Annotated in this window: 21 protein-coding genes; 8 read left to right on the forward strand and 13 right to left on the reverse strand. The window is 40.8% G+C overall.

Annotated elements, in window-relative coordinates:
- Positions 1 to 14: 14 nt before the first annotated feature.
- Entirely contained in the window at positions 15 to 320 is a 306-nt protein-coding gene (locus tag ACXAFE_RS15350) for an Mpo1-like protein (RefSeq protein ID WP_054978798.1), read from the reverse strand.
- Between the two features lie 101 nt (positions 321 to 421).
- Between ACXAFE_RS15350 and ACXAFE_RS15355 the strand changes: the two genes are divergently transcribed.
- Positions 422 to 844 (forward strand): nuclear transport factor 2-like protein, encoded by a 423-nt coding sequence (locus ACXAFE_RS15355; protein WP_475154205.1) that lies wholly within the window; start codon positions 422 to 424, stop codon positions 842 to 844.
- A gap of 40 nt (positions 845 to 884) precedes the next feature.
- On the opposite strand, the gene ACXAFE_RS15360 is transcribed toward ACXAFE_RS15355, so the two are convergent.
- The gene (locus ACXAFE_RS15360) at positions 885 to 1,901 is read right to left on the reverse strand and encodes a M48 family metallopeptidase (protein ID WP_475154207.1); all 1,017 of its coding nucleotides are present in this window, start codon (positions 1,899 to 1,901) and stop codon (positions 885 to 887) included.
- Positions 1,901 to 2,980: a YjgN family protein gene (locus ACXAFE_RS15365; protein WP_475154209.1), complete on the reverse strand. Its 1,080-nt coding sequence runs from the start codon at positions 2,978 to 2,980 to the stop codon at positions 1,901 to 1,903. Before ACXAFE_RS15365 ends, ACXAFE_RS15360 begins: the two co-directional genes overlap by 1 nt.
- A gap of 373 nt (positions 2,981 to 3,353) precedes the next feature.
- Between ACXAFE_RS15365 and ACXAFE_RS15370 the strand changes: the two genes are divergently transcribed.
- Both ACXAFE_RS15370 and ACXAFE_RS15375 read left to right on the forward strand, forming a co-directional pair.
- Positions 3,354 to 4,466: an arginase family protein gene (locus tag ACXAFE_RS15370; RefSeq protein ID WP_475154212.1), complete on the forward strand. Its 1,113-nt coding sequence runs from the start codon at positions 3,354 to 3,356 to the stop codon at positions 4,464 to 4,466.
- A gap of 108 nt (positions 4,467 to 4,574) precedes the next feature.
- Entirely contained in the window at positions 4,575 to 5,276 is a 702-nt protein-coding gene (locus ACXAFE_RS15375) for an amino acid ABC transporter substrate-binding protein (protein WP_475154215.1), read from the forward strand.
- A gap of 126 nt (positions 5,277 to 5,402) precedes the next feature.
- On the opposite strand, the gene ACXAFE_RS15380 is transcribed toward ACXAFE_RS15375, so the two are convergent.
- Positions 5,403 to 6,191, reverse strand: a complete 789-nt coding sequence (locus tag ACXAFE_RS15380; protein WP_475154218.1) for a thioesterase family protein — start codon at positions 6,189 to 6,191, stop codon at positions 5,403 to 5,405.
- A gap of 217 nt (positions 6,192 to 6,408) precedes the next feature.
- Between ACXAFE_RS15380 and dnaK the strand changes: the two genes are divergently transcribed.
- The 3 genes from dnaK to ACXAFE_RS15395 all read left to right on the forward strand — a co-directional run bounded on the left by dnaK (position 6,409) and on the right by ACXAFE_RS15395 (position 10,557).
- The gene (gene dnaK, locus ACXAFE_RS15385; protein WP_475154222.1) at positions 6,409 to 8,331 is read left to right on the forward strand and encodes a molecular chaperone DnaK; all 1,923 of its coding nucleotides are present in this window, start codon (positions 6,409 to 6,411) and stop codon (positions 8,329 to 8,331) included.
- A 137-nt stretch (positions 8,332 to 8,468) separates the two neighbouring features.
- Entirely contained in the window at positions 8,469 to 9,608 is a 1,140-nt protein-coding gene (gene dnaJ / locus ACXAFE_RS15390; RefSeq protein ID WP_475154225.1) for a molecular chaperone DnaJ, read from the forward strand.
- 88 nt (positions 9,609 to 9,696) lie between these two features.
- Positions 9,697 to 10,557: an IS982 family transposase gene (locus ACXAFE_RS15395; RefSeq protein ID WP_475151756.1), complete on the forward strand. Its 861-nt coding sequence runs from the start codon at positions 9,697 to 9,699 to the stop codon at positions 10,555 to 10,557.
- Positions 10,558 to 10,687: 130 nt separating this feature from the next.
- Here ACXAFE_RS15395 and ACXAFE_RS15400 read toward each other — a convergent pair whose 3' ends face one another.
- On the reverse strand, positions 10,688 to 11,200 hold the full coding sequence (locus ACXAFE_RS15400) for a hypothetical protein (protein ID WP_475154228.1): 513 nt from the start codon (positions 11,198 to 11,200) through the stop codon (positions 10,688 to 10,690).
- A gap of 286 nt (positions 11,201 to 11,486) precedes the next feature.
- Here ACXAFE_RS15400 and ACXAFE_RS15405 point away from each other — a divergent pair, with 286 nt between their 5' ends.
- Positions 11,487 to 12,965: a methyl-accepting chemotaxis protein gene (locus ACXAFE_RS15405; protein ID WP_475154230.1), complete on the forward strand. Its 1,479-nt coding sequence runs from the start codon at positions 11,487 to 11,489 to the stop codon at positions 12,963 to 12,965.
- Entirely contained in the window at positions 12,955 to 13,479 is a 525-nt protein-coding gene (locus ACXAFE_RS15410) for a DUF6436 domain-containing protein (protein WP_475154233.1), read from the forward strand. Before ACXAFE_RS15405 ends, ACXAFE_RS15410 begins: the two co-directional genes overlap by 11 nt.
- A gap of 10 nt (positions 13,480 to 13,489) precedes the next feature.
- Here ACXAFE_RS15410 and hisIE read toward each other — a convergent pair whose 3' ends face one another.
- From hisIE to hisG, 8 genes are read right to left on the reverse strand one after another with little or no spacing between them, the layout of a single operon-like run.
- Positions 13,490 to 14,101 carry a bifunctional phosphoribosyl-AMP cyclohydrolase/phosphoribosyl-ATP diphosphatase HisIE gene (gene hisIE, locus ACXAFE_RS15415; RefSeq protein ID WP_475154235.1) on the reverse strand — a complete coding sequence of 204 codons (612 nt, stop codon included), beginning with the start codon at positions 14,099 to 14,101 and terminating at the stop codon, positions 13,490 to 13,492.
- A complete protein-coding gene (hisF, locus tag ACXAFE_RS15420) occupies positions 14,098 to 14,871 on the reverse strand; it encodes an imidazole glycerol phosphate synthase subunit HisF (protein WP_475154237.1) in 774 nt (257 codons plus the stop codon). Before hisF ends, hisIE begins: the two co-directional genes overlap by 4 nt.
- Positions 14,853 to 15,587, reverse strand: coding sequence for a 1-(5-phosphoribosyl)-5-[(5-phosphoribosylamino)methylideneamino]imidazole-4-carboxamide isomerase (gene hisA / locus ACXAFE_RS15425; protein ID WP_475154240.1), 735 nt, complete (start codon positions 15,585 to 15,587; stop codon positions 14,853 to 14,855). Before hisA ends, hisF begins: the two co-directional genes overlap by 19 nt.
- Positions 15,588 to 15,595: 8 nt before the next feature.
- Positions 15,596 to 16,180, reverse strand: coding sequence for an imidazole glycerol phosphate synthase subunit HisH (hisH, locus tag ACXAFE_RS15430; RefSeq protein WP_475154246.1), 585 nt, complete (start codon positions 16,178 to 16,180; stop codon positions 15,596 to 15,598).
- Complete coding sequence (hisB, locus tag ACXAFE_RS15435; RefSeq protein WP_475154251.1) at positions 16,177 to 17,238, reverse strand: bifunctional histidinol-phosphatase/imidazoleglycerol-phosphate dehydratase HisB; 1,062 nt, start codon at positions 17,236 to 17,238, stop codon at positions 16,177 to 16,179. The genes hisH and hisB overlap by 4 nt, the downstream gene beginning before the upstream one ends.
- 5 nt (positions 17,239 to 17,243) lie before the next feature.
- Positions 17,244 to 18,296: a histidinol-phosphate transaminase gene (gene hisC, locus ACXAFE_RS15440; protein ID WP_475154255.1), complete on the reverse strand. Its 1,053-nt coding sequence runs from the start codon at positions 18,294 to 18,296 to the stop codon at positions 17,244 to 17,246.
- On the reverse strand, positions 18,293 to 19,588 hold the full coding sequence (hisD, locus tag ACXAFE_RS15445; protein ID WP_475154261.1) for a histidinol dehydrogenase: 1,296 nt from the start codon (positions 19,586 to 19,588) through the stop codon (positions 18,293 to 18,295). Before hisD ends, hisC begins: the two co-directional genes overlap by 4 nt.
- Before the next feature lie 3 nt (positions 19,589 to 19,591).
- Entirely contained in the window at positions 19,592 to 20,491 is a 900-nt protein-coding gene (gene hisG, locus ACXAFE_RS15450; RefSeq protein ID WP_475154266.1) for an ATP phosphoribosyltransferase, read from the reverse strand.
- Positions 20,492 to 20,962: the final 471 nt, after the last annotated feature.

The following is a 20,962-nucleotide window of genomic DNA, read 5'->3' on the forward strand; positions in this document are numbered from 1 at the left end:
ATCAAGTAATTCATTTACCAAGGAATTCGTCGCAACAGTATGTCGCGAAACATAAGCCAGTCGCATACAAAACTATAAAGTGGGTATTGAAATGTGGCTGGCCTGTTTTTTTCAAATACAAAGTGTCCAATCCAAGCGAACAGATAGCCAACGCCAATACCGGCTAAGATCAACCAGTAGTTTTGGTTTAGCACAGCAAAAAGCAAACAAAATAGGCCAATTAACGAACCGCAAAAATGCAATCTTCTACACAGAACGTTAGTGTGTTGCGATAAATAAAATGGGTAAAATGCTGCAAGTGAATGGTATTCTTTCGCCATCGCAAAACCTTTGACTTAACGTTTAAGTTGTTTATTGTAGAATTTTTAACAGTAAATCAATTTGGGAATGTAATCAATTGCGCAACTGGTACGTAATCGTCTTGTTATTATTTTCTACGCAATTTTGTTATGCGTCAGCTGAGCCACTTTCTGAAAAAGACATGCGCGCCCAAGTAACACAGTTTATTACGCTCAATGATTCAATTGATAAGCAAAGTACAATCGTAAGCTTATCTCAGTTAACAGCAACGCAATTCGAATATTATCAACCAAGTTTCCAAATTCATTTAGACAAAGTTCAGTGGCTGAGTGCACTTAACGAACGCATGAAGCAAACGCGCACGCGTAATGTAAAAACTGAGATAACACATATCGAGTTCGCGTTAAATGCTGCATTTGTTAAGCAAAAGAGCAGTTGGCAACAACGTGTTAATGGTAAGTGGTATGCGCGTTCAAGTAATAATATTGTGAGTTTATTTGAATTCTCTAACGGTAAAATAATTGCCGTTAGAGAATATTGGTAACTAGGTATACCTATACCGCCACACATTTATGCAGTAGCTATTATTTGAAGCGTTTGGCCTTTTCAATTCGCTCTTTTATAGCAGGGTGCGAACTTAGGTATTTAAGAAAATCACCTGAGCCGTTTGCATCAAAGCTATCCATGGCATCGGCAAAGGCATTGGGTGAGTAACCTAATTCAGCTAAATGTTGAAGTGCAAAATCATCAGCTTCACTTTCCATATCGCGTGAAAAGCTAGCTTGTACTAAGGTTGAGCTGGCACCAACAAATAGCTCGCCTACGGTTTCGAGATCACCAAATAACAGTGCAAACACAATGGCATTTGATAAAGACTGCGCGACTAAACGCATACCGTGCTTACCTTCAACATGACCAATTTCATGCAAAATAATAGCCATTAACATGCTATCTAACTTGTTTTCATCATATTCGCGTAATTGCGTAATAAGATCGTCGGTTACGATTACGGTACCGTCAGGCAGCGCAAGTGCGTTAGCACCAAAGTACGCGCTTCGGTAGGTAAATATTTGATAGCGCTGCTTGTCTAAATTCAAAGCCGTTGTGGCATTTGAAAACAGCTGTTCGATATGGTGTTGTGTGGGTTCATCAAGTTCAGATGGCTCAAGAAAAGCCTTCTCTAAAATCGTAAAACTTTGCTCACCCATGTAGTTCGGCACACTTGGTGGCAACCAATCAACACTTTTGCCGGCAAGTGCAGGCATAGCAACCATAATAAGCCAATAAATGAGTAGCGGCGCTAAAATGATACTGGCAAACACACTGATTTTATGACTTTCTAACGTGCTAAGCAATGAACCAGTTTGGCGTTGAACACGCCAAGATTTGTCATCGGGAATAAACATGTCGCCATTTTCAAAGCGAACTTCGGTTGCGACCCCAGGGATTGCGTCACTCAGCGAAATAGCGCTTAAGTCATGGGTTCCATATTCAACACCGTCTTGAATGATACTGATATGAGATTCTGTTACTACCAGCTTAACAGCACACGAACGTGTGCTGCCAGCTTGATAGAATTTACCATCGACTAGTTGACTCATCAGGTGATGGCGATATCTAAGTCGAATACTTCTGCGATTTCTTCGCCAATAGCTGATTGTTCACTGGTCATATCATCAATCACGTTATCTGCGTTCTCATGAATTTCTACAAACGTACCGTTTGCTAAATAACGTGCAGCACGAATTTTTGCCCACGGGTAAGCTAAGCCAAGTGACAAACCAATCGCGATTAAGTTAAAGAATACTAAACGTGCAAATTGCATCTCAGTAATCGTTGATTCAAATTTAGCAACGTCTTTAATTTCGCTGTTAGCAAAGTTGTGTGCACGAATACGTGCTTGATAAATACCGGTAATAAGCGCAAACATACCGATATACAACAGCGCAGTAATTGGCGCAATTACAAATGCGGCAGCACTCATGCCTGCTGAATCTAAATTAGCCATATCAACAGTCGCACCAAAAATAGCGGCGCCGATACCGATAACAATTGCAAAACCAAACATGGCACCAATTGACACTGCAACAACTAACAGTGCGGCAACATAGTAGTCAGTTGTAGACAGCGTTGCTTCAACTTTACGATCACCATACGTAATGTTGTTTAAAATATACGAATTAATTTTCTTCATCACCCAAGGCACTAATAGGTATAAGGTAAATACCGATAAAATTGGGAAAATAATGAAAACAAGAAACGCTTCGCCATAGCTGCCGTTAAAACCAAAACGTACATTTCGATAGCTTGTCATGCGGTGTTGGAATCGCATGCTGCGGTTAATAACCCAAGGCATTAAAAATAGTGCGATTAGCATAATAAATAAGCCAAGAATTGGAACAAATTGAACGCTACCAACGTATATAGCAAATAATACGACGGCAATAATGCGGCCAATTAAAATTTGGATCGGATTAGCAAGATAGGTAAATTGGTGCCCATCGACACTGGTATTACTGTAAAAGTAGCGATGTGTTCTGACTTTAGCCCAAGCAGAATAAATGCCGAGGGTGAGTACAGTAAGCACTATATTAACTATCCAGATTGAAAAAAATTGGCCAGTTTGACCTGCGAATTGAACTTGCGAACGGCGAGTTTGCGGCGCTGTGTTTAGGTCCATTAAACGTTTCCTGATTGTATGCAATTGTTAAGCGAACACATTATAAATCATTTAGTTACAAATTAGAACTTGATAATTATATGAAAAGCTATGCATTTAGCTTGAATAAATCTTCAGGAGATTACGGGTTGTTTTTGGTAGTTGATTTGACATTCAAAGGCAAAGCCTCTAAGAAAGGGGCACGTAGATTATTGTTGGGTTTATCGAATAAACCAATTTTTAACAAATACAACGAGTTAAAAATTAATGACCATTAAATGATACCTTGCTAAGCTTTGTAATCAGCGTATTTGGTATCAAAAGGTATTTCCAGCAATAAATTTTTAATCTATGCATAATTATATGACTGATTATGCTTTGTTCGGAGCTGAATATGAGCGACTCTAAAAACGCATTTATTGAAAAAGTAACAAATTGCTTATGCCCACCGGGTAACGGTGTTTTCACCGTTAACACGGCAAAAGAGCGAAAAGAAGCGCTGCACCAGTCAATCTATGGTCAGACCGAAAACATCGATGCGCTGTGGCGTGATAGCCTGCAAACTATTGAACAAAGTGAATATAGCGCAGTAACGTTAGGCATCAGCTCAGATTGCGGCGGTGGCATTTTACGCGGCGCAAACTGGGGGCCGCTATTTTTACGCAGCACCTTAATGGAACAACAACCAAATGCGAAAACATTCGACTTAGGTGATGTGCGCGTTATTCCGCACCTGCTACATGATAAATACTTAAACGACGGTACGATTTCAAACTGTCAAAAAGCGCTTTATCAAGATGAAAGCAGCGATTATCACGTAAGCCCATTATCAATTACCGAAGATGTCTGTGATGACTTTTACGCCAATTTCCCAGATAAAGGGATTTTTGGTATTGGTGGCGACCACTCAATTAGTTACCCATTAACTAAGTCGTACTTAAAGGCAAAACGTGCACAGGGTAAACGTACTGCGATTATCCACTTTGATGCACACACTGACCTACTTGTTGAGCGTTTAGGTATTGATTTATGTTTTGGCTCTTGGTGTACACATATTCTCGAGTTTTTACCGGCGCCTCATCATCTAATTCAGTTTGGTATTCGCTCAAGTGGTAAAGATAAAACACATTGGGAATCTACATTTGGTGTTAAACAACATTGGGCGCACGAGATTAGAGAGCAGGGCGCACAATCAATAGTTGACCAAGTTATTGCACAATTAAAAGCAGATAATGTCGACGAGCTTTACGTTAGTTTTGACATCGATGCCCTTGATGCAACATTTGCAGCAGCAACCGGTACACCTGAATACGATGGTATGACACCAGATGAAGCAATGTTAATTTTAAATGCACTTGCTAAAGAGTTTCCAATTACGGGTGCAGATATGATGGAAATTGCGCCATTTACCGATGCATCACATAGTGGTAAACAAGCGTCTGAAAGTACATTGCGAGAGGGAGCCAAAATTTCTGCCTTGTTAATAAATGCGATGAACAGTAAGTAAATTTAAAAGGTGCCAAATGGCACCTTTTTTGCTTTTATAGTTTCTAAAGTCAATAACAGGGTTTACACTTAACAGTATGAAACCCCCTGATTTATCAAAAAGGTAAAGATGGTAAACCGATTAGCCGCACTGTATGTTTTGTTATGCTTAATGCCTATTAGTGCGTTCGGTAAACTGACGGTATTCACTGAAAATTTAAGTGGCTTTCAATATTACAATGAGCACGGGAAATTTGTTGGGCCCAACTTTGATAAAGTACATCGTGCGTTAAGCGCTGCAAATATTGATTATGAGCTAAATGTACTTGGCTGGTCACTCGCTTATAACGGGGTGTTACGCGATTCAAATGCGTGTATCTTTTCACTTGCCCGTTTACCTATGCGTGAGCCCAATTTTAAGTGGGTTGCTAAACTAAGCTACTTTACGGCATATTTTTATGCCTTACCCGAAAAACAAATTAAATTAGAGTCAATCCTCGCCGCAAAAGAATACAAAACCGCGGTAATAGAAAACAATTTTAGCCACCATTATTTAACACAGCATGGGTTTAAATTAGGTGCGCAATTATTAGTGATTGAGAATGTCGATAGATTGTTTCACATTATGAAGCAGCGTAAGCACGTACTTGATCTCATTGTGTTGAACGAAATGCAATACAAAACACAGCGTGAAATTGATAAAACAACTCCTGAATTAGCCAAGGTATTCAAATTTAAACAAGAAGCAACGAGTTTATATTTCGCATGTAATACTAAAATTAGCGACGATATGTTAATTAAACTAAAAGCTGGATTTGAAGCGGTAAATTAATTTTATACATGTTTTTTGCGAGGTTGTTTTTGTCGTAATGCAAATAAGATTAATCGCGTTACATCAGGTGAGCATTGATGACATTTAAGCGCTCATAGAATGGGCGCTTAAATAATCGCTTTTAGCTTAATCAAATAGCGCAACAGTTTGACGGCTCATTGCTAACAATTCACCCGCCTGATTATAAATATTCGCTTCTTCACAGGCATATCCATCGCGACTATGATGGGTAAACGCATCAAAACCAAGCCAAGCGTCAGCTGCTAATGGCTGGTGAGGTAAAAACTCAATATACCAAGACATTGAACTGGCAGGGGCAACGTTTGCATACATTTGTAATTGTGCAGGCGGCCACGCATCTGTCAGCGCCAAGATATGCGCAACAGTTAAGTCTCTCGGTGTTTCTTTTAAACGCATCCACCCAGCAAGTTCGCCATTCGATGCATTTGAAAACGGCATTGCACCTTTTTGAATATTAAAGCTCATATGTTGGAAAAATTGGGGAGTTACGCCTTCCATATAAGGAATAAGCTGTTCTTCATTAACTGGCCCCAACGGGCATGTCGCTTTATTTTCAACAATCACATTTGAATCACGTTTTATTGCGAAGCATCCTAGGGCAATCACTGCTACTTTGTCGTCTTGAATAATTCGCGCTTCAATTTGTGAAGCATTTTTACCTTCACGTAATAACGACAGTTCAATATTAAATGGCGCATCGGCTATTAGCGGGCCAACAAAATTAGTGCTGAGAGACAGTAACGTACGTTCTTCATTAATTAATGTACGCATTGCTGTATAAAGCATTGCAGCTGAAATACCACCGAAGGCTGTGCGGCCTTGGCACCAGTTTGCTGGAAAAGTTAACTGGGTAAGACGTAAATTAACTTGGTCTAATAATTGATCAAAATGCATAAGGATTTCATTTGTTATTGTAACTCGCTTGTTTATATCAAAAATACAGTGGTATGACCACTTGTTATATTAAAATCCATCATTGCAAAAAAATTTCAAAATTTTAAAAAAAATTTACGTTTTACTGTTGAATTGTCATTACCCCACCCCTATTAAGTAACCATCTAAACGAATTAATCATTTTTTGATACAGAATTAAAGAAGTAGGAGAGGTTCCATGGGTAAGATTATTGGTATCGACTTAGGCACAACAAACTCATGTGTTGCAGTATTAGACGGCGATAAGCCACGCGTAATTGAAAATGCAGAGGGTGATCGTACAACCCCATCAATTATCGCATATACAGATGAAGGTGAAACGCTTGTAGGTCAGCCTGCAAAGCGTCAAGCGGTAACAAACCCAACAAATACATTATTCGCAATTAAGCGTTTAATTGGTCGCCGTTTTGAAGATAAAGAAGTACAGCGTGACATCGACATCATGCCATTCAAAATTGTGAAAGCTGACAATGGCGATGCATGGGTAGAAGCGAAAGGCGAAAAACGCGCTGCACCACAAATTTCAGCTGAAGTTCTGAAGAAAATGAAGAAAACAGCAGAAGATTTCTTAGGTGAAGAAGTAACAGGTGCAGTCATCACTGTTCCTGCTTATTTTAATGACTCTCAACGTCAAGCGACTAAAGACGCAGGCCGTATCGCAGGCCTTGACGTTAAGCGTATTATCAACGAACCAACTGCTGCTGCACTTGCATACGGTATGGATAAGAAGCAAGGCGATAACGTTGTTGCTGTTTATGACTTAGGTGGCGGTACATTCGATATCTCTATCATCGAAATTGATGAAGTAGAAGGTGAGCACACGTTTGAAGTACTTGCAACAAACGGTGATACACACTTAGGTGGTGAAGATTTCGATAACCGTGTTATCAACTACTTAGTTGAAGAGTTCAACAAAGAGCAAGGTATCAATTTAAAAACTGATCCATTAGCGATGCAGCGTGTTAAAGAAGCTGCTGAAAAAGCGAAAATTGAACTTTCAAGTGCACAACAAACAGAAGTTAACCTTCCGTATGTAACGGCTGATGCGACTGGTCCTAAGCACATGAACGTTAAACTAACACGTGCTAAATTAGAATCACTAGTAGAAGATCTTGTAACACAATCACTAGAGCCGCTTAAAAAGGCACTAGCTGACGCAGATCTTTCAGTTAGCGATGTTAACGATGTAATTCTAGTGGGCGGTCAAACACGTATGCCACTAGTACAAAAAGCGGTTACTGATTTCTTCGGTAAAGAGCCTCGTAAAGATGTAAACCCTGACGAAGCAGTAGCTATGGGTGCTGCGGTTCAAGGTGGTGTTTTAGCGGGTGACGTAAAAGACGTACTACTACTAGACGTTATTCCTCTTTCGCTAGGTATCGAGACAATGGGTCAGGTAATGACTGCATTAATCGAGAAGAATACAACGATTCCAACGAAGAAGTCACAAGTATTCTCAACAGCTGAAGACAACCAAAGCGCGGTAACAATTCACGTACTTCAAGGTGAGCGTAAGCAATCAAGCGCGAACAAATCACTAGGTCAATTCAACCTAGAAGGTATTCGCCCTGCACAACGTGGCGCACCACAAATTGAAGTAACGTTTGACGTTGATGCTGATGGTATCTTACACGTATCTGCGAAAGATAAAGACACGGGTAAAGAGCAGAAGATCACAATCCAAGCCTCTTCAGGTCTAAGCGATGATGAAATCGATGCAATGGTACGTGACGCGGAAGCAAACGCAGAAGAAGATAAGAAGTTTGAAGAACTAGTACAAGCGCGTAACCAAGGTGACGCAATGGTTCACGGTACACGCAAGCAAATCGAAGAAGCTGGTGACGCACTACCAGCTGACGATAAAGCAGCGATTGAAGCAGCACTTTCAGAGCTAGAAACAGCAGTGAAAGGCGATGACAAAGCTGAAATCGAAGCGAAAACGCAAGCGCTTATCGAAAAATCGCAAAAACTAATGGAAATTGCGCAAGCAAACGCACAAGCGCAACAAGCTGGCGGCGATGCAGGCCAACAGCAACAAGCACAGCAAGATGACGACGTTGTTGACGCTGAGTTTGAAGAAGTAAAAGACGATAAAAAGTAATTTACTTTAAAGAGGGCGCGCGGGTTTCGACTCAGACGCGCCCTTAGTGTATCTAAAGGTTTTATGAATTTTGAGGCTAAAGACCCCGCTGGGGCAATGCAAATGCAGTTAGCCAACTAACGGGGAAAGCAGTAATTATGTCAAAACGCGATTATTATGAAGTACTAGGCGTTGCAAAAGACGCTAGCGATCGTGATATTAAAAAGGCATACAAACGCCTTGCTATGAAGTATCACCCAGATCGTACCGCAGGCGACAAAGACTTAGAAGCTAAGTTTAAAGAAGTAAAAGAAGCATACGAAATACTTGGCGATAGTCAAAAACGTCAAACATACGACCAATTTGGTCACGCAGCCTTTGAACAAGGCGGTGGTGGCGGTCACGGTGGCTTTGGCGGCGGTGCAGATTTTGGCGATATCTTTGGTGATGTATTCGGCGATATTTTTGGTGGCGGCGGTGGTGGTCGACGTCAATCTCGCCAACAACGTGGTGCTGACTTACGCTACAATCTAGATTTAAGTCTAGAAGAAGCTGTTCGCGGTAAAGACGTTGAAATTAAAGTGCCAACTTGGGTGTCATGTGAACCGTGTGATGGCTCTGGCGCGAAGAAAGGCTCTAAGCCACAAACATGTGGTACCTGTCATGGTCATGGCCAAGTACAAATGCGCCAAGGCTTCTTTGCTGTTCAGCAAACATGTCCGACGTGTAATGGTAGCGGTCAAATTATCTCAGACCCATGTAATAAGTGTCATGGTCAAGGTCGCGTAGAAAAAACCAAGACCCTGTCTGTGAAAATTCCGGCAGGTGTTGATACTGGCGATCGTATTCGTCTAGCTGGTGAAGGTGAAGCAGGGCAACACGGTGCACCAGCAGGTGACTTATACGTGCAGGTTTCGGTTCGTGAACACCCAATTTTTGTGCGTGACGGCAGCAATTTATATTGTGAAGTACCACTTAGCTTTACCACGGCAGCACTTGGTGGCGAAATTGAAGTACCAACGCTAGACGGTCGAGCAAAACTGAAAATTCCTTCAGAATGTCAGACGGATAAAATGTTCCGTATGCGCGGTAAAGGCGTTAAGTCTGTTCGCGGTGGTGTGGTTGGTGATTTAATCTGTAAAGTAATTATTGAGACACCGGTTAACTTAAACGAACGTCAAAAAGAATTATTACGTGAATTAGATGAGAGCATGGGCGGTGATAGCTCGCGCCATCGTCCAAAAGAGCAAGGATTCTTTGATGGTGTTAAGAAGTTTTTTGATGACTTAACTAAGTAACCTGAGCTGCACATAAGAAGTGGAACTAAATGCCCTTGCGGTGATCAGATCTTTCGACCAAGAAACATAAGATTACCGAGGCAAGGGCATGAATAACTTAGATGCAATTTACGTAGATGTCGATGATTTTTGTTTATTGTTTGAACCTCAATGGCTTAAACACCTAATAGAATCAGGGGAAAAGCAACGCATTAAGCCATCTCGACTATCCTCCAGCGAAGTGATGACTATATTAATTGCCTTTCATCAATCAGGTTATCGCGACTTTAAAACTTACTACACCAAATTTGTTTGTCAGTATTGGCGACATTATTTTCCTGATTTAGTTAGTTATACACGCATGTTGAAGCTACTTCAGACTACGTTACCTGCTTTGTGTAGCTATCTGAAACAGCGATTCGATAAACCAACAGGCATTGCATTTATCGACTCCACTTCTCTCAAGGTGTGTCACAACATGCGCATTCCTCGCCACCAAGTTTTCGCGGGAGAAGCCAAACGAGGCAAAGGAACAATGGGCTGGTTTTATGGCTTTAAACTTCACCTCATCATGAATGATGAAGGTGGTTTATTAGCAGTAAAAGTGACAGCTGGGAATGTTGATGATAGGAAACCTGTACCAGATATGGTCGCTAATGTTACAGGGAGTTTATACGCTGATAAAGGTTATGTATCTGCAAACTTAAAAGCGGAACTTGCTGAGCAAGGCATTGATTTTATTACAGGTCAACGAAGTAATATGAAACGTCAGCCAATATCAACTTGGGATAGAGCGATGTTATCAAAGCGTTTCATCATTGAAACAGTTTTCGACCAGCTGAAAAATATGGCTCAAATAGACCACACAAGGCACCGCAGCTGCATCTCATTTATGGTTAATTTAATGGCTGGATTAATTGCCTATACCTTTCAGACTAAAAAGCCGAGTATAAAAGTGGCTCGGCTTTAATACTTATGCAGATCTGAGGTTAAGTAATCTAGCTTAGTAACTTAGCCTATTAGGTTAGCTAAGTAAAAATACAAAAAAGGCTCACAACTGTGAGCCTTTTTTATTGACATTATATAATGAATATATGCGCTTATTTTTTAATTAAACCGCCAACTTCAAAGGATGTTTGCCACGTTTTATTATACTTGGCGTTTGTTTGTCCGCTTTGAATGCTAATTACGGCATCGTGCTTTGCATTTTTAAATGTAGTTCGTTGGCTTTGATTTTGTGCTGTTTTATTTGCTTGCCATTGGCTGCCCAAACATTGCGCTACTTGACTTACGGCTAAGTCAAACGCTTCACGGCTTTGTGATTCGTTATCGTATTGCTTTGCGCACTTGTAAGACACTCTTTCGTTATTCATTCCGAGAATTTGACAACTATTGCCGAGCAAATGGTACTTTGGTGTCCACACATCGCCAAACTTAGTTTGAACACGTGTTGCTTTAAGCGGCTCAAATTGATTTTTAAAACCATCAACTAAACCTTGAATTTTTTCACATGGCGTTAAGTTATCAACGTAGGCAGTTTGTGTTGGAGTGAGTGTTGAACCACAGCCTACTAAAGCCAAAAACAGTGATGCAGCAGAAATTTTACGAAACATAATGCTATCCCTAATAATTTGCCATCAGCATAGCGAGACTTAAAAAGAAAATCTATGCTTAACGTATGCAATATTGTGATTTATCAATTATCAACAAGCGTATTGTGTAGCATTTAATCAAGCTTAAAATTAATTGTTAAATTTGCAATAAACAAAAGCTAAATCAAATACTAATTTTTAATTTAGATTTAAAATTGTGACATAGGAAAATGAGCCAACAGGCATTACAAACCGTAAAACTCGTGTTGTATTACCGTTTATTTATGAGCACTATTTGGAAGTTTAAATGAATTACCCTTGGATTGAAAAAGCAAACCGGATCTTCTCTGCGGTATTAATTGGTCAGTTTGTTATTACGTTAATTATCGCTTTTTTTACTGATACTTGGTTTGAAGGTATCGCAATTGGCCTGCTGATTCTCGCCTTACCCTTATCTTTAATTACTACCGCACCGTTTGCATCAGTTACTCGTCATGCCGTCGGTGTTGCGGTTCAGTTATTTGCTGCGCTTCATATTCAGCAGACAATGGGGTTAACGGAATTACACTTTGAAATATTTGTAATGCTGGCATTTTTAAGTTTCTACCGCGATTGGCAAGTAATTTTGTCGAGTGTAATATTTATAGCCGTTCATCACATTCTGTTTTTTATTGTGCAGTCGCAAGGCGCCTCGATTTACATATTTGAACAAGGCCATTTAGCATTTTACATTTTAATCATTCATGCGCTTTTTGCGGTAACCGAGGGTGGCGTATTGATGTATGTTGCTAAATTAACGCATAGAGAGGGTGTAAGTGCATATAAATTATCAGAATCTATTCATGCTGTATTGAGTAAAGAGGACAAATTTGACTTAACTGCATTTACCAACAAGCAATCAGATGGTTCTGATTACAATAAGTTAATGACTTCACTAAGTGCCTTTATTAAACAAACTAAAACGGTGAGTGAAAGTGTTTTGCAACGTTCTGAAGCTGTGTTGGATTTAAGCAATGATGTCGACCGTGCGACTGATGAAAATGTCAGTCAAATCAGCTTAATAGCTACTGCAACCGAAGAAATGACAGTCGCTAATGCTAATGTTGCAAGCCAGGCCAGTGAAGCCAATGAAAGTGCAAGCGATGCATTTACCCGTACTGATAAAACAAAGCAAATTATTGATGGTTCTGCACAAAATATTGATGGGCTTAAGGGCGATTTATCGGCAACATCTCAAACAATTGGTGAGCTGGCGTTAAAGTGTAATCAAATTGAAGAAGTGATGAATGCAATTAAATCGATTTCAGATCAGACCAATTTATTAGCGTTAAATGCTGCAATCGAGTCAGCTAGGGCTGGAGAGCATGGCCGTGGATTTGCCGTTGTTGCAGATGAAGTAAGGCAACTTGCTATGAAAACACGTCAAAACGCAGAGCAGATCAGTGAAATTACCGCGGCGTTAATTAATGAGGCATCGTCTTCGGTAGAACAAATGGACAAGTGCTTAGTTCAAGCAGAAGATACGGTTGAACAAGCAAAAGACGCATCAAATATGATGATGGGCGTAGTTGAAAATATTGAAAGCATGGTTAATAACATGGCTTCTGTCGCGAGTGCTGCAAATGAACAAGCAACGGTCTCTGCAAGCATCTCTGAGTCGACACAACGCTTATCACAGAACTCTGAGCAGTTAAAACACAATACCAATGAGTCAAGCCAACGTTTTAAAGAGATGAAACACGATATTGAAAACTTAAACTGCGAGTTATCACGCTTTGAGCTCTAAATTACACTGGGTTTTGTTAGCAGTATGGTCAATTATTTTAACCTGCAGTGTATTGTACTTATCGACATTAAAAGCAAAGCAATTTGATGTAAACGGCTTGCTTTTGAGTAACGCGATGGACACGAAATTTGACCGTCGCTTTACATCGCTTATTGAAGAAACCGTAGGTACTAGGAGTGGGGCAGTAGTGCACTTTACAATGGATAATTGCTTTTGTGAGTATGTTGCCGAAAGCCATGTTACGTCTGTGAAAAAACTAGCTTCGGAACAAGGCTTTAAAAATCATGTTATTACGCTTAACAGTGATAATCGTTTTAATATACCTTCGGTACCTGCGGTCGCAGTAATCAACCAAAATGGTAAGTTAACCTATCTTGGTCCTTATGCAACAGGAATGTTTTGTAGCGAAGGCGAGGGACTTGTCGAACAGTACATTAACGACAAGACCGAGCACAACGCATTAGGCGCTACTATTTTAACTGATGCCCAAGGTTGCTATTGCAACCTTGGTTAATGAGTAGAACTTATTTATGTCTATTTTTTAGCACATTAATAACTTGGCTAATATCTAGGTTTTGTCGCTGTAATAGTACTAACAAGTGATATAGTAAATCTGCCGATTCATTGAGTAACTCTTCGTTGTCATTTTTCATTGCTGCTAAGGCGACTTCAACGCCTTCTTCGCCAACCTTTTGGCAACTTCGACTCAACTCTTTTGCAAATAAACTTGCGGTGTAACTCTCGCTTGGGTCGTCATTTTTTCGCTTTGCAATAACACTGTTGAGCGTACCTAAAAAGCTTAAATCGGTACTTGCATCACCAAAACAACTCTGTGTACCTAAATGACAAGTTGGACCTTTTGGTTTTGCCAGTATTAATAATGAATCTTGATCACAATCAGTATGCATTGATACCAATTCCAGATAGTTTTCAGAGCTTTCACCTTTTGTCCATAAACGCTGTTTTGAACGGCTATAAAAGGTTACTTTGCCAATTTCTAAAGTCGTTTGAACTGCAGCTAGATTACAAAAACCCTGCATTAAAATTTGCCCTGATTGCACATCCTGTACAATCGCGGGAATAAGCTCACTTTTTTCAAAATCGAGAGCTGAAATATTGCTTAAATCTAATTTCATAGTCGCACCGGAATTGTCTGTTGATTAAGGGTTTGTTTTAGCTCGGTTATATCAATTAAGCCTTTGTGAAAAACCGATGCCGCCAGTGCGCCATCGACATTACTTTGTAAAAATACATCGGCAAAGTCTTGAATTTTACCCGCGCCGCCAGAGGCAATTAAAGGGACATCACAAATCGCGCGTATTTCACTTAATTGCTGATTGTCATAACCCTTTCTTACGCCGTCTTGGTTCATGCAGTTAAGCACAATTTCGCCGGCACCTAATTCTTGCACTTGTTTAACCCATTCTTGGGTTTTATAACGTGTTTGGCTTGATGCGTTAGGGTCGCCCGTTAGCTGATATACTAGGTATTCACCAGTGGTTTTGTCATAAAAACTGTCGATACCAACCACAACACACTGTTTCCCAAACTCATCATGTAACTCTTTAATAAGCTGGGGCCTTGCTATTGCAGGGCTATTAATGCTAATTTTATCTGCACCCATTTCGAGTACTTTTGCAGCGTCGGCGACCGATTTAATGCCGCCCGCAACACAAAAAGGGATATTGATATAACGGGCAATCTGCTCCACCCAGGTTACATCAAGTAAACGCTTTTCAACGCTCGCTGTAATTTCATAGAAAACTAGCTCATCGGCACCTGCTTGCGAGTACGCCTCGGCAAGTTGCAAAATATCGCCGACGATTTCGTGCTCTTTAAATTTAACGCCCTTTACGACTTGATTATTTTTAACGTCTAAACAAGGGATTATGCGTTTTGATAACACGTTACCGCCTCCTTTGCGCTAAACGCATTATCGAGTAATGATTTTCCTAAAATTACACCACCGACACCAAGGGCTTTTAACTGCTTAATATCCTCAAGAGAACTAACACCACCTGATGCTTGCACGCGAATATTGTCAAACTGTGTAAGAATGTCTTGGTATAGCTTAAATGAAGGGCCGGTCATCGTACCGTCTTTGCTAATGTCTGTGCACAAAAAGTCTTTTACGCCCAATTCTTTATAGAATTCTATAAACTCAAACAGGTCGTAAGGTGATTTTTCAAGCCAACCGTGCGTAGCAGGGCGCCACGTGTCGCCGTCTTTGTTAACATCAAGCGCGATTACGAATTTAGCTGCGCCGAATGTGTTTATCCAATTCTTTACTTGGCTCTTGTCCGTCACTGCTTTCGAGCCAATCACCACTTGATGTACGCCTGCGTTCAGCCAAGTGGATATGTCTGACTCGCTTCGAATGCCGCCGCCGATTTGAAAGGGTAGTTTGAGCTCGTTTGATGCTTCTTGAATGAACTGCCATTGCTTTTTGTCCGGATCACGGGCGCCTTCAAGATCAACAATGTGAATTCGTTCAGCGCCTGAATTTGCGTACTCTGCTAACCGTTGTTTAAAGGCAAAATCATAAAATTGTGCTGTGTCGTACTTGCCTTGGTATAGTCTAACAATGCGATTTTGTAAAATATCTAATGCGGGAATAATCATGATTGTTCCTATAACGCTAAAAAGTTTTTCAGTAAACGTTCGCCAACGCGGGCTGATTTTTCTGGGTGAAATTGCATGCCAATGAAATTATCTTTGGCAATAATAGCTGAAAATTCAGTACTATAATTGCTTGATGCCACTGTGTATTGATTTGCTCCATGCGCAAAACTGTGTACGTAATACACTTGGTCGTTGGCATTGATGCCCGCTAAAATAGGGTGGTCTGATTTTAAATCCAAATTATTCCAGCCCATATGCGGTAAGGTTAGGTTCTTACTTTTGAGCGCATTTAATTTTCCAGGAATGAGCCCAAGGGTCTTCACATCACCTTCTTCAGTCTCATCACACATTAACTGCATACCTAAACAAATACCTAATAAAGGCTTTTTGTAATTGCTTATAGCATCTTGCCAGTTGTTATCGATTAAGCGTTTCATTGCAACAGACGCATGACCTACACCGGGCAGCACTGCACGAGGAAAATCGTTCAGTTTTTCAGGTTCTGTGATAATTTCAACCTGAGCGCCTAAACGCTCAAACGCAAATCGAACCGAATTAATGTTTGCACAACCGGTATTAATTATGGCTATCATAAACATCCTTTAGAACTGGCAGTGGTTTGTGTAACATCTTTTGCAATTGCCATTCGCAGTGCACGTGAAAACGCTTTAAATAGACCCTCAACTTGGTGATGACAATTACCCTCTGACACACTTAAGATTAAGCTAATTGCCGCATTATCAGTGAGGCTTTTGAAGAAGTGCTCAACCATTTGTACATCCATATCGCCCACTTTTTCACGTGAGAAATTGGCATTTAGTACGAACGATGCGCGACCCGATAAATCAATCTGCGCGTCTGCTTTACACTCATCCATTGGCAACGAAAAACCATAGCGACCAATTTGTGTTTTGGTACTCAGCGCTTGTTTAAGTGCCTTACCAAGTGCAATACCAACGTCTTCAACAAGGTGATGCTCATCAATGTGTAAATCACCAGATGCCTTAATATTAAGGCCGATATTACTGTGCGTACGAATCTGATCGAGCATGTGGTCAAAAAAGCCCAGCCCTGTTTGTACTTCCCCTTGTTTGCCCGAATCGAGGTTTACACTAACTGAAATTTGGGTTTCGCTGGTGTTGCGATTAACTTCGCCGGTACGATTACGCGTGGTGAGTTGAGTTACGATCTCAGGCCAGTTGCCAGTATACAAAATACCTTCACAACACAGGTTTTCAGCAAGTTGAATGTCGGTTTGGCGATCGCCAATCACATAGGAATTAGCTAAATCGACAACACCCGATTGCATCAGTTGTTTTAGTAGCCCGGTTTTTGGCTTTCTGCAGGTGCAATTTTCATCGTCAAAGTGAGGGCAAATTAATACCTCATCAAAACAGATGTTCGATGCGCTAAAAACCTGCATCATTTTATCGTGCGGTGCATCAAAGTCGGCCTGTGGGAAACTATCTGTGCCTAAGCCATCTTGGTTAGATACCATAACCAGTTTATAACCTGCAGCTTGCAGTTGTAACAGCGCAGGTATAACGCCTGGCTCAAAAACTAACTTTTCAAGTGTATCAAGTTGTTTATCGATAGCTGGCTCTTCTACTAAAGTACCGTCTCTATCTATAAATAAGTAAGGAACTGCCATAATTATTATCCGTTTATTTCTTCTAGCCAGTTGAATACAACGTTAAGCTCTTGTTCTGAACCAATACTGATGCGTAGCCAATTATCTTCGCCATAAAGTGTAAAAGGGCGCATAATTAAGCCACTTTCCATTGCTGCTGCGATGTGTGCCTTATCGCTCAGCTGGATAGTGACAAAGTTTGCAAAACTCGGAAGTACCTTACGCACGTGTTTGCACGCGGATAACTGATTAATAAGTGTTGCACGATTGTTGTTTATAATTGACACCTGGCGTTTAACGCTACTGATGTTGCAGCTTGTAAGCGCTTGTTCTGCTATTGCGGCAACCACACTCGAGACAGGATACGGCGCTAGTACTTTGCGCATGGTATTAATTAGCTCTGGATTGCTTAACACAAATCCGGTGCGTAAACCTGCTAATGCAAATGCCTTTGATAAGGTTCTTAAAACCACCAGGTTTTGATACTTTTCGATTAACCCAGCAGCTGTAAATTCTTCACAAAATTCAATATACGCTTCGTCAACGACGACAATGGCTTTACCTTCAAACGCTTTTACAATCGCTTCGATTCGAGACAGTGGAAGCACGTTCCCGGTTGGGTTATTTGGATTACAGACAAATACCAATTTGGCGTTACCAACACTATCTAAAAGCTGTGACTGTGGTGCGTTTATTAAAAGGTCTTGGCTTAAATCTACTAACGCAACATTGGCACTTTCTGCGGTTACCTTATACATGCCGTAAGTCGGTAAAAATTGTGCGATGCTGTCTTTACCATTTTGACAAAAGGTGCGTACCAATAACTCAATACCTTCATCTGCGCCACGTGTCATCAAAATGTTTTCGCCTGCAAGATAGCTATAGCGCGCGTATGCGTTGATGACGTTTTCAGGTTGCGGATCTGGGTAACGGTTTAAGTTCTCTAAATTTAGTGCATACTCTTTTGCATAAGGGCTTTCATTGGCGTTTAACCACGTTGAACCAGTAAGATTTTCGCTTTTTGCAGAGCTATACGCGTTCAGTGATTGAATATATTCTGGGGCAAATTCACGGCTCATAATTTGGCCTCCTGCAACCTGATTGACACCGCGTTTGCGTGTGCGTCTAACCCTTCAGCTTCTGCCAGCGGCAAGATACTGTTTGCAAGTTGTGCTAAGCCAGACTGTGAAATGGTTTGCACTGTATAGGTTCTAAAGAAGTCCATTAAGTTAAGCGCGGAATAAACTTGGCTATAGCCATACGTCGGTAACACGTGATTTGTACCAGAGGCATAGTCGCCAGCTGATTCAGGCGTATAATCGCCAACAAACATCGAACCAACGTTATAGAATTTATCTACAATATCTGCAGCATTACGTGTTTGTACAATTAAGTGCTCCGGCCCATATTGGTTTGACACCTTAATCGCACTCTCAATGCTATCAACTAATATAAAAGGCGAGTTTAACAATGCTTTTTGAGCAATCGCCTTACGCGAAAGCGTACTTAGTTGCGCGTCAATTTCACGTTTGGTTTCGTTGATTAACGTTTCGCAGTTTGATACTAAAACCACTTGAGAGTCTTCACCGTGTTCGGCCTGTGATAGTAAATCTGCGGCAACAAAAGCGGGGTTTGCGCCTTCATCGGCAATTACAAGCACTTCAGAAGGACCCGCCGGCATATCAATTGCGACACCAGTTGCTTGCTGTGCAACTAACTGTTTCGCCATCGTGACATAGCTGTTACCCGGGCCAAATATTTTATTTACTTTGGGTACGGATCTTGTTCCGAAAGCCATTGCTGCAATAACACCTGCACCACCTGATTTAATAAGCGTGGTCACACCACATAATTTTGCGGCGTACAAAATGGCTGGATTAATCGCCATATTGCCTTTAACCGGCGTTGCTAACACAATGGTTTTAGCGCCACTTAGTTTTGCAAGGGCGCCTTGCATTAATACCGACGAAGGCAGGGGAGCAGTACCACCAGGTACATAAATCCCAACGGATTGAATTGGCTGATAACGCAGCTCGCAACACACACCAGTTTGGGTTTCAATGCTTTTCGTAACAGGTAATTGTGCTTGGTGAAATTTAGTAATGTTATTAAACGCAATATCAATAGCAGTTTTTAATTCAGTACTTAATAGCGCTTGTGAATTATCAATTTCGCTTTGTGGCACAATAAGCTGTTCACTTTGGTTATTATCGAACTGCTGATTAAAATCCAATAGCGCTTTATCGCCATTTTCTTTGACGGTATCGATAATAGTTTGAACACGCGCTTGCAGGGCGCTCTGATCTTGTTGAGCAGGGCGCGCCAATAAGGCCTTTTGTTGTGCAGCGGAAAGTTGCGACCAAACGTTCACGGTTTACTCCATCATCTTTTCGATTGGCATCACAAGAATCGAGCTTGCACCTTTTTCTTTTAATGCTTCCATGGTTTCCCAGAAAAGCGTTTCGCTAGAAACCATGTGTAATGCAACTAAATCGTCAGTGCCAGCAAGTGATAATACGGTTGGTTTGCCCGTACCAGGTAATAGTTCGCAAATTTCGTCTAATCCTGCTTTAGGCGCGTGAAGCATAATATATTTACTTTCTTTAGCTTGGCGAACCGCTTTTAGGCGAGGTAGCAAAGTATCAAGCAATGCTTGCTTTTGCTGGTTATCCATTAAAGGGTTTTGAATTAAGCAAGCATTTGATTCTAAGATGGTTTCTCCTTGCAAAAGACCATTTGCTTCGAGTGTCGCACCGGTTGAAACCAAATCACAAATCGCATCGGCAAGGCCTGCACGCGGCGCTACTTCAACTGACCCTGAAAGTAGTACAGTCGATGCGTTGATCCCTTGATTTTTAAGATATTGCTTTAAAATCTCTGGGTAGGTAGTCGCAATCTTCTTGCCTTCAAACCAACTTAACGGCAACTGACCTAACTCTTGTGGCCAAGCAAGTGCTAGGCGGCAATAACCAAAATCGAGTTTTGCAAGTTTAGTCACCTCTGCATTTAGACTTTGTGCAGCGCGTTCTGCTTGGCTTTCAACAAGAACGTTTTCGCCGACGATACCTAAGTCACACACGCCGTCCATTACCAACCCAGGGATATCGTCATCACGTACTCGTAATACGTCAATTGGCATGTTTGTAGCGTGTGCAATTAGGCGTTGTTCACGTAAGTTTAGTTTTACACCCAGTTGTTTAAGTAGGTCTTGGCAGTCTTTTGATAAACGCCCTGATTTTTGAATCGCAATGCGTAGACGGTTGTTATCACTCATTTTCTCATTCCCAATATTTAATTCTAATAATGCGTTAAATTTAATTTGGGCTATAAAAAAGCCCGAGATTGTCCTCGGGCTCATTTTTCTTGATTACCAGAGGACATATTTTCGGAATAGCCCTCCAGCGAAATATCTGAAAGCTATTCCGTTGTATGATGGTGATGAATAGTGTTCAGTGTATTTAGCATGATATAAACCTTTTAAATAATAAGCCTGTTTGGCTTTTGTATTTATAGAAAAACATGAATTTTAATGCTTTGCAATAAAAAATAGCACTTTAATTGTGAATACTATATTTCAAAAAATAACATATCAATAAAAACAATATCTTAACCTTGTTGCTTGGCGCTTTAAAATTGGCTTGTATAGGCCTGTATATACAAGTTAAATTGTCATTTTCAGGGTGTTTTGATGATTAAATTGGTCAAGTTGGTGTTTTTTCTTGTTTGATGGTGCGTATCTATTCTG

Source organism: Pseudoalteromonas sp. ABV4_021, assembly GCF_056159365.1.

Coding starts and splice junctions, on each gene's coding strand:
- ACXAFE_RS15350 (WP_054978798.1), bottom strand. CDS start 320: ATGGCGAAAGAATACCATTCACTTGCAGCATTTTACCCATTTTATTTA.
- ACXAFE_RS15360 (WP_475154207.1), bottom strand. CDS start 1,901: ATGAGTCAACTAGTCGATGGTAAATTCTATCAAGCTGGCAGCACACGT.
- ACXAFE_RS15365 (WP_475154209.1), bottom strand. CDS start 2,980: ATGGACCTAAACACAGCGCCGCAAACTCGCCGTTCGCAAGTTCAATTC.
- ACXAFE_RS15370 (WP_475154212.1), top strand. CDS start 3,354: ATGAGCGACTCTAAAAACGCATTTATTGAAAAAGTAACAAATTGCTTA.
- ACXAFE_RS15375 (WP_475154215.1), top strand. CDS start 4,575: ATGGTAAACCGATTAGCCGCACTGTATGTTTTGTTATGCTTAATGCCT.
- ACXAFE_RS15380 (WP_475154218.1), bottom strand. CDS start 6,191: ATGCATTTTGATCAATTATTAGACCAAGTTAATTTACGTCTTACCCAG.
- dnaK (WP_475154222.1), top strand. CDS start 6,409: ATGGGTAAGATTATTGGTATCGACTTAGGCACAACAAACTCATGTGTT.
- dnaJ (WP_475154225.1), top strand. CDS start 8,469: ATGTCAAAACGCGATTATTATGAAGTACTAGGCGTTGCAAAAGACGCT.
- ACXAFE_RS15395 (WP_475151756.1), top strand. CDS start 9,697: ATGAATAACTTAGATGCAATTTACGTAGATGTCGATGATTTTTGTTTA.
- ACXAFE_RS15400 (WP_475154228.1), bottom strand. CDS start 11,200: ATGTTTCGTAAAATTTCTGCTGCATCACTGTTTTTGGCTTTAGTAGGC.
- ACXAFE_RS15405 (WP_475154230.1), top strand. CDS start 11,487: ATGAATTACCCTTGGATTGAAAAAGCAAACCGGATCTTCTCTGCGGTA.
- hisIE (WP_475154235.1), bottom strand. CDS start 14,101: ATGAAATTAGATTTAAGCAATATTTCAGCTCTCGATTTTGAAAAAAGT.
- hisA (WP_475154240.1), bottom strand. CDS start 15,587: ATGATTATTCCCGCATTAGATATTTTACAAAATCGCATTGTTAGACTA.
- hisH (WP_475154246.1), bottom strand. CDS start 16,180: ATGATAGCCATAATTAATACCGGTTGTGCAAACATTAATTCGGTTCGA.
- hisB (WP_475154251.1), bottom strand. CDS start 17,238: ATGGCAGTTCCTTACTTATTTATAGATAGAGACGGTACTTTAGTAGAA.
- hisC (WP_475154255.1), bottom strand. CDS start 18,296: ATGAGCCGTGAATTTGCCCCAGAATATATTCAATCACTGAACGCGTAT.
- hisG (WP_475154266.1), bottom strand. CDS start 20,491: ATGAGTGATAACAACCGTCTACGCATTGCGATTCAAAAATCAGGGCGT.